Origin of the sequence: Streptomyces yangpuensis (genome assembly GCF_024666385.1) — a bacterium.
In the GTDB taxonomy this organism is placed as follows: domain Bacteria; phylum Actinomycetota; class Actinomycetes; order Streptomycetales; family Streptomycetaceae; genus Streptomyces; species Streptomyces yangpuensis.
Genome location: NZ_CP102514.1, coordinates 1,937,663 through 1,952,042, shown reverse-complemented (window position 1 = coordinate 1,952,042; position 14,380 = coordinate 1,937,663). Strand labels below are relative to the sequence as shown.

11 protein-coding genes and 1 tRNA gene are annotated in these 14,380 nt (G+C 70.5%); 9 read left to right on the top strand and 3 right to left on the bottom strand.

All coding sequences use genetic code 11. The features are described 5' to 3' along the window. Positions 1 to 32 precede the first annotated feature (32 nt). The 4 genes from pepN (at position 33) to NRK68_RS08955 (ending at position 7,472) form a co-directional block, all read left to right on the top strand. Positions 33 to 2,537 carry an aminopeptidase N gene (gene pepN / locus NRK68_RS08970; RefSeq protein ID WP_257855544.1) on the top strand — a complete coding sequence of 835 codons (2,505 nt, stop codon included), beginning with the start codon at positions 33 to 35 and terminating at the stop codon, positions 2,535 to 2,537. A gap of 541 nt (positions 2,538 to 3,078) precedes the next feature. Then, a complete protein-coding gene (locus NRK68_RS08965) occupies positions 3,079 to 4,464 on the top strand; it encodes a pyridoxal phosphate-dependent decarboxylase family protein (protein ID WP_257855543.1) in 1,386 nt (461 codons plus the stop codon). After that, positions 4,461 to 5,870, top strand: coding sequence for a lysine N(6)-hydroxylase/L-ornithine N(5)-oxygenase family protein (locus tag NRK68_RS08960; RefSeq protein WP_183069506.1), 1,410 nt, complete (start codon positions 4,461 to 4,463; stop codon positions 5,868 to 5,870). The genes NRK68_RS08965 and NRK68_RS08960 overlap by 4 nt, the downstream gene beginning before the upstream one ends. A gap of 102 nt (positions 5,871 to 5,972) precedes the next feature. Then, positions 5,973 to 7,472, top strand: coding sequence for a peptidase M16 family protein (locus tag NRK68_RS08955; RefSeq protein WP_257857991.1), 1,500 nt, complete (start codon positions 5,973 to 5,975; stop codon positions 7,470 to 7,472). Positions 7,473 to 7,534: 62 nt separating this feature from the next. Here NRK68_RS08955 and NRK68_RS08950 read toward each other — a convergent pair whose 3' ends face one another. Further along, the gene (locus tag NRK68_RS08950; protein ID WP_257857806.1) at positions 7,535 to 9,340 is read right to left on the bottom strand and encodes a bifunctional metallophosphatase/5'-nucleotidase; all 1,806 of its coding nucleotides are present in this window, start codon (positions 9,338 to 9,340) and stop codon (positions 7,535 to 7,537) included. 126 nt (positions 9,341 to 9,466) lie between these two features. On the opposite strand from NRK68_RS08950, the gene NRK68_RS08945 reads away from it, so the two are divergent. The 4 genes from NRK68_RS08945 (at position 9,467) to NRK68_RS08930 (ending at position 12,641) form a co-directional block, all read left to right on the top strand. Beyond that, positions 9,467 to 10,189 carry an SIMPL domain-containing protein gene (locus NRK68_RS08945; RefSeq protein WP_183069508.1) on the top strand — a complete coding sequence of 241 codons (723 nt, stop codon included), beginning with the start codon at positions 9,467 to 9,469 and terminating at the stop codon, positions 10,187 to 10,189. A 161-nt stretch (positions 10,190 to 10,350) separates the two neighbouring features. Further along, complete coding sequence (gene pyk, locus NRK68_RS08940) at positions 10,351 to 11,778, top strand: pyruvate kinase (RefSeq protein WP_183069509.1); 1,428 nt, start codon at positions 10,351 to 10,353, stop codon at positions 11,776 to 11,778. 115 nt (positions 11,779 to 11,893) lie between these two features. Then, positions 11,894 to 12,046, top strand: coding sequence for a hypothetical protein (locus NRK68_RS08935; protein WP_257855542.1), 153 nt, complete (start codon positions 11,894 to 11,896; stop codon positions 12,044 to 12,046). 10 nt (positions 12,047 to 12,056) lie between these two features. Then, entirely contained in the window at positions 12,057 to 12,641 is a 585-nt protein-coding gene (locus NRK68_RS08930) for a GNAT family N-acetyltransferase (RefSeq protein ID WP_183069510.1), read from the top strand. Here the strand turns inward: NRK68_RS08930 and NRK68_RS08925 are convergent. Next, positions 12,638 to 13,384, bottom strand: a complete 747-nt coding sequence (locus NRK68_RS08925) for a transcriptional regulator (protein WP_183069511.1) — start codon at positions 13,382 to 13,384, stop codon at positions 12,638 to 12,640. The genes NRK68_RS08930 and NRK68_RS08925 overlap by 4 nt on opposite strands. Positions 13,385 to 13,493: 109 nt before the next feature. Continuing rightward, positions 13,494 to 13,568: transfer RNA gene (locus NRK68_RS08920), tRNA-Leu, on the bottom strand. A gap of 125 nt (positions 13,569 to 13,693) precedes the next feature. On the opposite strand from NRK68_RS08920, the gene NRK68_RS08915 reads away from it, so the two are divergent. After that, on the top strand, positions 13,694 to 14,320 hold the full coding sequence (locus NRK68_RS08915) for an ANTAR domain-containing response regulator (protein WP_030846426.1): 627 nt from the start codon (positions 13,694 to 13,696) through the stop codon (positions 14,318 to 14,320). The last annotated feature ends 60 nt before the right edge of the window (positions 14,321 to 14,380 follow it).

Below are 14,380 nucleotides of genomic sequence, written 5' to 3'. Positions count from 1 at the left end.
GCTCCTGCCGCCCACTGCGGCAGCATGGCCCCATGTCCGCACTCAAGCGCAACGAAGCGCAGCTCCGAGCCCAGCTCCTCGACGTCCACCACTACGCCGTCACCCTCGACCTCACCGGCGACGACGACACCTTCGACTCCACCACCGTCATCCGGTTCACCGCCCGCACCACCGGCGACACCTTCGTGGAGCTGAAGCCGGACCTCCTGCGCTCCGCGACCCTCGACGGCAACCCCCTCGACCCGGCCGCCCTCGAAGACAACCGGCTGCCGCTCACCGGCCTCACCCAGGGCCCCCACGAGCTGCACCTCGACACCCGCATGCGCTACTCCCGCACCGGCGAGGGCCTGCACCGCTTCACCGACCCCGCGGACGGCCGGACGTACGTCTACAGCCAGATGTTCCTCGACGACGTCCAAAGGGTCTTCCCCGCCTTCGACCAGCCCGACCTCAAGGCCGTCTTCGAGTTCACCGTCACCGCCCCCGCCGACTGGACCGTCCTCGCCAACGGCATCACCACCCGCCTCGCCGACCGCGACACCGACGGTGCCGGCATCTGGCAGTCCGCCCCCACCCCCGTCATCTCCACCTACCTCGCCGCCGTCGCCGCAGGCCCCTGGCACAGCGTGACCACCCAGCACGCCGGACTGCCCTTCGGCATCCACTGCCGCCAGTCCCTCGCACCCCACATGGACGCCGACGCCGACGAGATCCTCTCCATCACCAAGGCCTGCTTCGACCGCTACCAGGTCAAATTCACCGAGCCCTACCCCTTCGACTCCTACGACCAGGCCTTCGTCCCCGAATTCAACGCCGGCGCCATGGAGAACCCCGGCCTCGTCACCTTCCGCGACGAATTCATCTACCGCTCCGCCGTCACCGACACCGAACGCCAGTCCCGCGCCATGGTCATCGCCCACGAAATGGCCCACATGTGGTTCGGCGACCTCGTCACCCTCGCCTGGTTCGACGACATCTGGCTCAACGAGTCCTTCGCCGAATACATGGGCTACCAGACCCTCACCGAAGCCACCCGCTTCACCGACACCTGGACCGACTTCGGCGTCACCCGCAAGCCCTGGGGCTACGACGCCGACCAGCGCCCCTCCACCCACCCCGTCGCCCCCGACGACGTCCCCGACACCGCCTCCGCCCTCCTCAACTTCGACGGCATCTCCTACGCCAAGGGCGCCTCCGCCCTGCGCCAGCTCGTCGCCTGGCTCGGCGAAAAGGACTTCCTCGCCGGCATCAACACCCACTTCGCCCGCCACAAGTTCGCCAACGCCTCCCTCGCCGACTTCATCGACTCCCTCGCCGCCCACACCGAACGCGACGTCCGCGGCTGGGCCGACGCATGGCTGCGCACCACCGGCATCGACACCCTCACCCCCCGTATCGAGGACCCCGCGGGCACCAACGGCTGGACCCTCACCGTCGACCGCACCGGCAGCCGCCCCCACCACATCGCCGTCGGCGTCTACGACCGCGACCCCGTCGACGGCCGCATCCTGGAACTGCGCGAACTCCTCGACCTCGACGTCCCCACCGACGAGATCATCTCGGCCGGCGGCGAGCGCCCCGCACTGCTCCTCCTCAACGACGCCGACCTCACCTACGCCAAGGTCCGCCTCGACGAAACCTCCCTCGAAACGGTCCTGCGCGGCCTCTCCGGCATCCCCGAGGCCCTCACCCGCGCCGTCGTCTGGAACTGCCTGCGCGACATGGTCCGCGACGGCGAACTCGACCCGCACGACTACCTGGCCACCGCCGAGGCCCACCTCCCCGAGGAACACGACCTCGCCATCGTCCAGGGCGTCCTCACCTTCGCCCGCACCGAGGTCGCCGTCCGCTACATCGCCCCCGAGGACCGCACCGCCGCACTCGGCACCCTCACCACCATCGCCCGCGACCTGCTCCGCCGCACCGAGGACGGCTCCGAACCCGGCATGCGGCTCACCGCCGTACGCACCCTCGTGGGCAGCGCCACCCAGCCCGACACCATCGCCGCCTGGCTCGCCGACGACACCGTCCCCGGCGGCCCCGCCCTCGACCCCGAACTGCGCTGGCGCATCCTCGGCCGCCTCGCCGTCCTCGGCGCCATCGGCGCCGGCGAGATCGACGCCGCCCTCGCCGCCGACCCCAGCGCCACCGGCGAGGAAGGCGCCGCCCGCTGCCGCGCAGCCCTCCCCACCCCCGACGCCAAGGCCGCCGCCTGGAACCGCCTCTTCCACGACGACACCCTGTCCAACTACCTCTTCAGCGCCACCGCCCAGGGCTTCTGGCAGCCCGAACAGGCCGACCTCACCGCCGAGTACGTCACCCGCTACTACCCCGACGCCATCGCCCTCGGCGCCCGCCGCGGACCCGCCATCGGCGAAGCCGCGGGCCGCTACGCCTTCCCGGCGTACGCCGTCGACGAAGCCAACCTCAAGGCGGGCCGCGCCGCCCTCACCGACCCGGACCTCATCCCGCTGCTGCGCCGCAAGCTCGTGGACCAACTGGACGACCTGTCCCGAGCCCTGCGCGTCCGAGGCTGACCCTGCGGGGCCCCTGCGGGGGGCTCGGCGGAACGGGGGCCGGTGCCGCTCCGGGGTGCCGCCCGGGACCGCATGATGTACGGCGCCTTCACGGGACCGCCCGGTACGGGGGAGCGGGGCCGCGCGGCCGGTGACGGGGACGGGGTGGGGTGCTGTCCGGGACGTAGAACGTGATTTGTTGGCGCAACCGCAGCCCGTCTGGGCAGGTCGGCCCGAGGCGCCATAAATCATGCAGTCCCGGACGGCACCCCACCCCGCCCCCGGCACCGGCAACCCGCCTGCGGCAACGCCGCCCCCGCCCCCGGCAGCCTGCCTGCGCAAGGCCGCCACGGGCACCGCCGGCCCGCCTGCGCACGGTCGACCCCGACCCCGGCGGCCGCCTGCGGCACGGCCGGCACCGGCACCGGGCCCGGCAACCCCGTACCCGGCAACGCCACCGCCGAGCCGGACAAACCCCGGCGGTTACCCCATTCGGGTCTGATCGTTGTACTGGTCGGGTGTCCCGCACCGCACGGCACCCCGCCAGCCCCCGGAGGTCCCGTTGACAGCGCCGCACGGCAACCCGCTCGCCGGCGGAGCCACCGGCCCGCACGCCCTGCGCCCCCTCCTCGACACCGTCCTCGACGCCCTCCGCACCGGCGCGCAGGACCGTTCCGGCCGCCCCCTCCCCGCCGGCGGCCCCGCCACCGTCACCGCCCACGCCCGCACTGCACTCGGCGACGTACTGCCCGACCACGGAACCGGCGACCACGAAGCCCTCCGCACCCTCGTCCACACCCTCGCCGCCGGCGCCGCGGACCCCGCCCACCCCCACTGCGCCGCCCACCTGCACTGCCCACCCCTCGCCGTCGCCGTCGCCGCCGACCTCGCCGCCGCCGCCCTCAACCCCTCCCTCGACTCCTGGGACCAGGCCCCCGCCGCCTCCGCGATCGAAGCCCTCCTCACCCGCGCCCTCGCCGCCGAGTTCCACGACACCCCCCACCCCGACGCCCTCATCACCACCGGCGGCACCGAATCCAACCAACTCGCCCTGCTCCTCGCCCGCGAACGCCACGGCCCCCACCTCACCGTCCTGCACGGAGCCAACGCCCACCACTCCATCCCCCGCGCCGCCTGGCTCCTCGGCCTCCCGCCGGCCACCGAACTCCCCACCCCCACCGGCGTCCTCGACCCCGCCACCCTCGCCGACGCCCTCGCCACCACCCCCCGCCCCACCCTCGTCACCGCCACCGCCGGCACCACCGACGCAGGCCTCATCGACCCACTCCCGGCCATCGCCGACCTCTGCGACCAGCACGGCGCCGACCTCCACATCGACGCCGCATACGGCGGCCTCCTCGCCCTCAGCCCCCACCACCGGCACAAACTCACCGGACTCGGCCGCGCCCACTCCCTCACCATCGACCTGCACAAACTCGGCTGGCAGCCCGTCGCCGCAGGACTCCTCACCGTCCCCGACACCACCCTCCTCGCCCCCCTCGCCCACCAGGCCGACTACCTCAACGCCACCGACGACACCGAAGCCGGACTCCCCGACCTCCTCGGCCGCTCCCTGCGCACCACCCGCCGCCCCGACGCCCTCAAGATCGCCACCACCCTCCGCTCACTCGGCCGCGACGGCCTCACCCACCTCATCGACCACACCTGCCACCTCGCACACCACCTCGCCCGACTCCTCGACGCCCACCCCCGCTTCGAACTCCACGCCCCACCCACCATCACCACCGTCCTCTTCCGGCCCACCCACGCCACCGACGACGACGTCGCCACCCTGCGCCGCACCCTCCTCCACCAAGGCCGCGCCGTCCTCGGCCGCACCCACGCCGACGGCCGCCTCTGGCTCAAAGCCACCCTGCTCAACCCGCACACCACGGCGGGAGACCTGGACACCCTCATCGCCCTCCTGGAAGGCAGTACCCACCGATGACCGCCCAGCTCGATGCACCCCACGACCTCGTCGGAATCGGCATCGGACCGTCCAACCTGTCCCTCGCCGCCCTCGCCCACGGCCTCCCCCACCAAGGAGCAGGCGAACTCGCCACCGCCTTCTACGAGCAGCGCCGCGACTTCCGCTGGCACCCCGGCCTCCTCATCGACGGCACCACCCTCCAAGTCCCCTTCCTCGCCGACCTCGTCACCCTCGCCGACCCCGCCAGCCCCTGGAGCTTCCTCAGCTACCTCAAGCACAAGGAACGGCTCTACCCCTTCTACTTCGCCGAGCAGTTCCACATCCACCGCGCCGAATACGACGCCTACTGCCGATGGGTCGCCGGCCGCGTCCCCGGACTCCACTTCGGCCACCAGGTCGACGCCGTCCGCTGGAACCCCGAACGCGACCTCTTCGAAGTCGACTTCACCCAACTCGACCCCTCCGGCGAAGCCGAAGCCCTCGGCCGCACCTACACCCGCAACCTCGCCCTCGGCATCGGCACCGCACCCCACATCCCAGAACCCCTGCGCCCCCTCGCCGAAGCCCCCACCGTTCCCGTCATCCACTCCGCCGACTACCTCGACAACCGCCAACGCATCATCGGCGCCGACCACGTCACCGTCATCGGCTCCGGCCAGTCCGGCGCCGAAGTCTTCCTCGACCTCCTCCGCGCCCGCCCCGCCGGCCGCGAACGCCTCACCTGGCTCGCCCGAACCCCCTCCTTCGCCCCCATGGAGTACTCAAAACTCGGCCTCGAACACTTCACCCCCGACTACACCCGCTACTTCCACTCCCTCCCCGAACCCGTACGCGACCACCTCGTCCCCGCCCAATGGCAACTCCACAAAGGCATCGACACCGCCACCATCGCCGCCATCCACGACGAGCTCTACCGCCGCACCCTCCACGGCGGCTGGCCCGACGCCGTCCTCACCCCCGGAGTCACCGTCCGCACCGCCGGACGCGTCGCCACCACCAAAGTCGAACTCCACCTCGAACACACCGAACAAGGCGCCCGCTCCCGCCTCACCACCGACGCCGTCGTCCTCGCCACCGGCTACCGCGAACGCCCCCTCACCCGCCTCCTCGCAGGCCTCGACCCCTACCTGCGCAAGGACTCCGCCGGCCGCCCCCGCATCGACGACCGCTACCGGATGATCCTCGACCCCTCCGTCACCGGCAGCATCTTCGTCCAGAACGGCGAACGCCACACCCACGGCGTCGGCGCCCCCGACCTCGGCCTCGCCGCCTGGCGCAGCGCCGCCATCCTCAACACCCTCACCGGCAAAGAGCCCTACCCCCAGCCCCCACGCACCGCCTTCACCACCTTCGGCCTCGAACAGCACGAACACACCCGCCCCCGCCCCGCAGGCGAACTCCTCCCCCTCGTCGACCACCCGTAGACCGCGTCCCGTCGATCAGGCCGGACCGACGGGACACTCCTTGGCCCCCTTCGGCAGCCCCCTCGCCCCACCCGCACCTGACCTGCGGCTATCGTCGCCGTCATGCAGCGAACCAGTGCCGACGGGGTCACCGTCCTATGGCAGGCCGCCCCGGCCCCGGGCCCCCTCAGCGCGGTCCTCTCCTTCGGCACCGGGCTGCGGGACGAGACCGCCCCCACCCTCGGCGCCGCCCACCTCGTCGAAGCCCTCGTGACGACCCACCTCGGCAGACGGCCTCACGAGTTCACCAGCTCCGTCGAGGAGGAGGCGACCCACTTCGTCGTCAAAGGCACCCCCGAAGAGGTCACCGGCTTCCTCCACACCGTCTGCAGCGCCCTGCGCGACCTGCCGGTCCGGTACATGGAGCACGCCACCCGCCTCCTCGGCCTCCACCCGCCCCGCACCTGCGACCAGCGCGGCGCCGAACCCCTCAGCGCCCGCTACGGGCCCCACGGCCTCGGCCTCGTCCTGCACCACGAGCCCGACATGTACGCCCGGCTCACCCCCGAGGCCGTCCGCACCCACGCCGCCACCCACTTCACCCGCGGCAACGCCGTCCTCGCCCTCGACGGCCCCCCGCCGACCGGACTCACCCTCCCCCTGCCCGACGGCCCCCGCCCCGACCGGACCGCCCCCCGCCCCCGCGCCGGCGTACCCGGAACCTGGCAGCACCGCCTCGTCGACACCGTCTCCCTCCTCCTGACCTCACGCGCCCACGAACCCGCCGCCGTCGCCGCCTGCCACGTCCTCGGCCAACGCGTCGAGCACCTCACCCACGACACACGCGGCATATCCGACGGCGTCACCCTCCACCGCTTCCTCCGCGACCGACTGACCCTCGACCGCGTCCTCGTCCTGCGCCCCGCCGACGGCCACGCCGAGGAGGCCGCTGGCATCCTCTGGAACGAAACCCTGAACCTTGCCCGCCGAGGCCCCACCCGGCAGGAGCTCGACGCCTTCACCGAGCACGCACGCGCCGAACTCCGCTGCCACGACGGACACTGCGGCCACGACCGCTGGATGTCCCTCCGGCGTGCCCTCGAATGCGAACACTTCGGCATCCCCTTCCACGACGCCGCCACCCTCCTCGCGCAGCACGCCGCCGTCACCCCGCAGGACGTCGCCGACCACCTGCAACGCGCCCTCACCGACGCCGTCCTCGTCTTACCGCCCCAGGTCTTCCCCCGGCCCGCCACCCCCCGCGGCGCCCCCCTGCCCAACTCCACCTGCTGGCGCGTCCATGGCGAGCACCCCGGCACCCGCCATGCCTCCGGCACCCGCTTCCGCAAGAACCCCCTCCGCCGCCTCATCACCCCCCGCGATGAAAGCGGCGAATACCTCCTCACCCCCTGGGGCCTGGTCGTCCGCGACGGCAACCGCGACGAACACGACATCCGCTTCGACGGGATCGCCCTCATGCGCCGCGAAGGCCCCGGCCGCGTCGTCCTCACCGGCTGCGGCTGCGACCTGCACATCCACCCGGACCACGTCGCCCGCGGCGAACGCCTCATCGCCGCCCTCGACGCCGCCGTCCCCGCACACCTCGTCCACACCGACGACTGAAAACACGCGCGGGGCCGGTGCCCGCCGCCGCGGACACCGGCCCCGTCACGCGCGAGGGCGAACTAGAACACCGGCACACCCGCCCGCGTCAGCCGCCAGTCCACCGAAGCGAACTGCGCCGGATCGATCGTCCCCTTCGCCTTCACCCACTGGATGATCGTGTTGCGGATCTCGTCCGAGTTCGACCACAGCTGCTTCGCCTGCGGCACATGCGGGAAGTTCCCACCGCCCGACGCCCGGTAGTTGTTCACCGCCAGCACGAACTGCGCCGCCGGATCCACCGCCTTCCCCTGGAAGGACAACCCCGAGATCCGCGAACCCGCCGGCTGCGCGATGTCGATGTCGTACGACAACCCGTACACCGCGTCGTAGTTGTAGTCCGGAATCGCCTCGGCGTTCGTCAGCTTCGCCGGATCCACCGCGTCACCCGGCGCCGTCCGCACGAAGTACCGCGCCGAATACTCCAGATACTCCTTCAGCTGCGCACCCGTCAGCAGCCGCGCCTCCATCGTGTTCTCGAACGGATACAGACCCGCCGCATCCCGGATCGTCACCTGCCCGGCCGGGATCGCCGCCGTCCGCGAGAAGCACGAAGCCTGCGACAGCACCGGAAGCGCCGCCCACTGCGTACCCGCCAGCGCCGACTTCACCGTCTCCGCCTGCACGTGGTTGATCAGATCGGTGATCGGCACGTCCTTGACCGGACCCTCCGCCGAGGACATCGCCTGCGTCGAGGTACCGATCACCTGGTTCACGTACGCCACGACCTTGCGGTGCTCGTCCGACAGCAGCCGCGTGATCTTCGCGTCCTCCGCCACCGTGTTCGAGTTCAGCACCTTCGCCGCGACCTTCGCCACCGACCAGCGCCCCTTCTCCCACACCAGCTCGAAGTCGAACAGCGTCAGCCGCTGCCCCCACTTCAGCGGCTCCGACAGCACCACGTCCTTGCCGGTCGCCCTGTTCCTCACCCGGTACTCCGGGATCTCCGTGTGCGCGTGACCCACCAGGATCGCGTCGATCCCCGGCACCTGCTCCGCCACCAGCGCCGCCGCGTTCTCGACGTACGGCAGCTGGTCACCGTACGACGACGTACCGCTCGACCCCGAGTGCGCCGACACGATCACCACGTCCGCACCCATCGAACGCAGCCGCGGCACGTACTTCGCCGCCTGCTCCTCCAGCCCCGGGAACGTCATCTTCCCCTGCACGTTCGCCTTGTCCCACAGCGCGATGCCCGGGTTCGTCAGCCCCAGCACCGCCACCTTCACGTCCCGCCCGCAGGGCGTGCGCAGCTTGTGCATGCTGTACGGCGCGAACGCCGGCTTCAGCGTCTTCGCATCCAGCGCGTTCGCCCCCAGCAGCGGGAAATCGCACTGCTCCTCGAACTTCCGCAGCACCGGAATGCCGTAATTGAACTCGTGGTTCCCCAGCGCCGCCGCGTCATAACCGATCGCGTTCATCGCCTGCGCCATCGGGTGCACCGGACCACGCCGCGCCGTGATCGGATCGACCTTCGCGTAGTAGTACGACAGCTGCGTGCCCTGGATGGTGTCACCCGCGTCGATGAGCAGCGTGTTGCGCCGCCCCTTCTCCGCCCGCACCTGCTCCACCAGCGTCGAGATCTTCGCCAGACCGACGTCGTTGTGCGCCTTGTCGTCGAACTCCTTGTCCGTGAAGTAGTCCCAGTTGAAGACATTCCCGTGCAGGTCGGTCGTCCCCATCACCGTGAACGCGTACGTCCGCGGCCCCTTCGCCTTCGCATCCTGCGGTCCGGCGGCCGCCGCCGGGGTGCTCGTGGCCCCCGCCAGCGCCACGGCCGCCCCCGTCGCGGCCGTGGTCCCTATGAAAGTCCTGCGGTCGAACGCCATGCCATCTCCCTCTTGCGGCTGAACAACGCGCGTAGATTCTGACCCAGCAGTAACAAGTCGCAACACCCCCGCCAGGTTTCGATCCGGTGACCACACCCGAACGGGCGACAGTGCGACAGTGAATCCATGACCCAGGACGCAGCGCACACACCGCACGCATCCCACCAGCCCTACGGCACCCCCGAAGTACCCCGCGTAGCAGTCCGCGGCGAAGCCCGCCTCGAAGTCGACCCCGAAATCGCCCGCATCGGCATCACCGTCAACGCCCGCGGCACCGACCGCCGCACCGCACTCGAAGACCTCACCCGACGCAACAACACCGTCCTCGACCTCATCAAGAGCCACGGCGACACCGTCGAAAAACTCGAAACCGGCGCCCTCTCCATCACCCCCGAACTCACCCGCCACGGACGCGCCGAACGCGTCCGCGCCTACCACGGCCGCGTCCACATCACCGCCGAACTCAGCGACTTCACCACCCTCGGCGAACTCACCACCCGCCTCGCCGACCTCGAACTCACCCAGGTCGACGGCCCCTGGTGGGCCCTGCGCCCCACCTCCCCCGCCCACGGCGAAGCCCGCCGGCAAGCCGTACTCGAAGCCGTCCAGCGCGCCCGCGAATACGCCGAAGCCCTCGGCGCCCGCCTCTCCGCCCTCGTCGAACTCGCCGACCTCGGAGCCGAGAACGCCGCCCCCTTCGCCCAGGCCCCCGGCGGATCCGGCATGCGCACCATGGCCTTCAGCACCACCGAGGACGCCGGCCCCCCGCCGCTCGACCTCGAACCCCAGCGCCAGACCGTCTACGCACAGGTGAACGCCCGCTTCACCATGACCCCGCCCCAACTCTGAAACACGGAACTCTGAAACGCGGATAAAACGGGCCCCCGGGGGTGCTCATCAGAGCACCCCCACGCACATTCAACAATTGTCAACAACCTTTTGCCCATTGGTTGTTGAGCGGACACCAGGAAGCGATTACCTACCCGTTGGTAGGGGAATAGGCTCGCCCCATGCGCCGAGCGAAAATCGTATGTACCCTGGGCCCCGCCACCGACTCATACGACCAGATCAAAGCACTGGTCGAAGCCGGAATGGACATCGCCCGACTCAACCTCAGCCACGGCACCTACGCCGAACACGAGGAGCGCTACCAACGCGTACGCAAGGCCTCCGACGAAACCGGCCGCAGCGTCGGCATCCTCGCCGACCTTCAAGGCCCGAAGATCCGCCTCGGCCGCTTCCACGAAGGCCCCGTACTCCTTGAACGCGGCGACGACTTCACCATCACCGTCGAAGACCACCCCGGCGACCGCCACACCTGCGGCACCACCTACAAAGGACTCGCCGCAGACGTCACCACCGGCGAACGCATCCTCGTCGACGACGGCCGCGTCACCCTCGAAGTCACCCACGTCGACGGCCCCCGCGTCCACACCCGCGTCATCGAAGGCGGCATGGTCTCCGACCACAAAGGCCTCAACCTCCCCGGCGTAGCCGTCTCCGTCCCCGCCCTCTCCGACAAGGACATCGACGACCTCCGCTGGGCCCTGCGCACCGGCGCCGACGTCATCGCCCTCTCCTTCGTCCGCAGCGGCCGCGACATCCAAGACGTCCACCGCATCATGGACGAAGAAGGCCGCCGCCTCCCCGTCATCGCCAAGATCGAAAAACCCCAGGCCGTCGACAACATCGACGACATCGTCGCCGCCTTCGACGGCATCATGGTCGCCCGCGGCGACCTCGGCGTCGAAATGCCCCTGGAACAAGTCCCCATCGTCCAGAAGCGCGCCATCAAACTCGCCAAGCGCAACGCCAAACCCGTCATCGTCGCCACCCAGATGCTCGACTCGATGATCGACAACTCCCGCCCCACCCGCGCCGAAGCCTCCGACGTCGCCAACGCGGTCATCGACGGCACCGACGCCGTCATGCTCTCCGGCGAGACCAGCGTCGGCAAATACCCCGTCGAAACCGTCCGCACCATGTCCCGCATCGTCGAAGCCGCCGAAGAGGACATCCTCGCCAAGGGCCTCCCCCCACTCACCGACCGCAACAAGCCCCGCACCCAAGGCGGAGCCGTCGCCCGCGCCGCCGCCGAAATGGGCGACTTCCTCGACGCCAAATTCCTCGTCGCCTTCACCCAGAGCGGCGACACCGTCCGCCGACTCTCCCGCTACCGCTCACCCATCCCCCTCCTCGCCTTCACCCCCGACCCCGCCACCCGCTCCCAGCTCAACCTCACCTGGGGCGTCGAAACCTTCCTCGGCCCCCACGTCGACTCCACCGACGCCATGGTCGCCCAGGTCGAAGAAGAACTCCTGCGCATCGGCCGCTGCGTGACCGGCGACACCGTCGTCATCACCGCCGGCTCACCCCCCGGCGTCAGCGGCTCCACCAACCTCGTCCGCATCCACCACATCGGCGACCCGGTCCGCTGACCCCCACACGCACCACCGCGCCGGGCCCACCGAACGGCCCGGCGCGACACCGTGCGCACGCCACCACCCCAACACCCCCTGACCCAAGCCCACTTGAGGTCCTACGGTCACCCACATGACCACTCCACGCGAGGCTGCGGGAAGGCATCGAGACGCCGCATACGCGGCCACGATCGACGTCCTGCGCCGCATCGTCGCCAACCTCGGCGGCGACGGCGAACTGCCACAGCCGAAGAAAGGGCTGGCGACAGGCCCGACGCCCGAGTAGGAAGGGCGCCATGAGCACCTCCATACGGACCTTCGCCCGCACCACGCTCGACCTCGGCGACGCGCTGTTGCATCCGTGGGGCCGCAAGCCCGCCGGACCGGAACTCCTCGACGACCTCGTCACCGCCGCGGCCGACCCGAAGATCGCCCTCTGGAACCCCCTCCCGACCGCCGACCACGAAGCCGCCCGGACCTGGCTCGACGCCCGCGAGGACAGCTGGGAACGGGGCACGGGCGCGCCCTTCGCGGTGCTGGCCGCCACCGACGGAGCCCTGCTCGGCACCGTCAACCTCCGCTGGGTCGACCGCGCGGACGGCCTGGCCATGATCGGCTACTGGTTCCTGCCGGCCGCCCGCGGCCGCGGCCTCGCCACCCGCGCCACCAGAGCGGTCACCACCTGGGGCTTCCGCACGGGCGGAGCCCGCCGGATCGAACTCGCCCACGCCGCCGGCAACGAAGCCTCCTGCCGCGTCGCCCACCGCTGCGGCTACCTCCCCGAGGGCGTCCTGCGCGAGTCCCACCTCTTCGGCGACGGCCGCCACCACGACGAACACCTCCACGCCCGCCTCGCCACCGACCCGGAACCGGGCCCCTAGTACTTCGGCCCGATGTGGGCGTCCATGAGGGCGACGCAGTCCTTACGGGCGATGGATACGTTCAGCGGGTCGCTGCCGCGCGCGAGTACGGTCCACCGGACGCCGACTTTCGCGAGGGTGTCGGTGCAGAGCTTCCGGATGTCGTCGGACTTGTTCGTGAAGAAGTACCGCGGGTACTCGTAGCGCTTGCCGTTGCGCACCGTCCAGTTGGTGACCCGACACCCGTCGGAGTGGATCAGCCCCCGGAGGAACTCCCACGGGTGCGCGTCGACGATCTCCTGCTGCCAGCCCTCGAGGACGATCCGCCGCTCGTGCTTCTTCCCGGGCCCGTGCTGCGGGAACAGGCACGGCCAGTGCCGTCCGTAGCTGGTGACGTTGACACAGCCCTGGCGCTGCAGCACGTAGACCTTGTCGGCCGGGCGGACCGCCAGAATGGCCGCCCGGCACTCTTCGATGAGGCCGGGCCAGGCATCCGCGCACGCGATGCGCAGGTAGTGCCCGCCCTTCGGGTGAGAGCTGATGCACCCATCGCCCAGGTAAAGACCGAGGAGATAGGAGTACGCGGCCCGATCGGTCGGGCTCGTGCACGGCTGGGATTGGTTGAGCCGGGGAAGAGGTTCGATGCGGACGCGCCAGGAGCGAATGGCGGCCCGGGATATTCCCGTCTCTTTGCTGACGGAGTTGAGGCTACGGCCGCCGCCCAGAAGTCTGAGAGCGTGCTTGCGAGTCGCGAGGTCGTACATGCGACCGACACTGCTGCGCCTTTTCTGTGCACGTTGCGCATTTCGGGTATGTGACGCCGAAAAGAGTGAAGGTCACGCGTTCTCGCGTGACCTTGGAAAAGAAGGAAAGTGCCCCGGGTCGGACTCGAACCGACACTGTATGGGTTTTGAATCCATTGCCTGCTGCCAATTGGGCTACCGGGGCCCCACGAATCGAAGGTTTGCCCCGACCCGCTGCGAGTCCACCATACCGCAGCTAGGTAGGCTCGGGGGAGCAGTAATGCCCCGTATCAAGGAGCCCCCGTGACCGCCGAGCACGAGTCGACGCCCATGCCCGACGCCGACCAGTCGCACGTTCCGCCGCTGACGACCCGGGTCGTCATCGCCGAGGACGAGGCGCTCATCCGTCTCGACCTCAAAGAGATGCTCGAAGAAGAGGGCTACTCCGTCGTCGGCGAGGCCGGCGACGGGCAGACGGCCGTCGAGCTCGCCCGCGAGCACCGGCCCGACCTGGTCATCCTCGACGTGAAGATGCCCGTCCTGGACGGGATCTCCGCCGCCGAGAAGATCGCCCAGGAGTCCATCGCCCCCGTCCTGATGCTGACGGCGTTCTCGCAGCGCGACCTCGTCGAGCGGGCCCGGGACGCCGGGGCCATGGCGTACCTGGTGAAGCCGTTCAGCAAGAGCGACGTGGTGCCGGCCATCGAGATGGCCGTGTCCCGGTTCGCCGAGCTGCGCGCGCTGGAGCAGGAGGTCGCCGACCTCTCGCAGCGGCTGGAGACCCGCAAGCTGGTCGACCGGGCGAAGAGCATCCTGCAGACGCAGTACGGGCTGACCGAGCCGGCGGCTTTCCGCTGGATCCAGAAGTCGTCCATGGACCGCCGGATGTCCATGCAGCAGGTCGCCGAGGTGGTCATCGAGGACGCCGAGGCGAAGAAGAAGGAGAGCGGGAAGTAGTTCCCGTAGTTTCCGTCCCGGGCTTCCCGGAACATGCGTGAGGCCCGCCTCCCCCGAGGG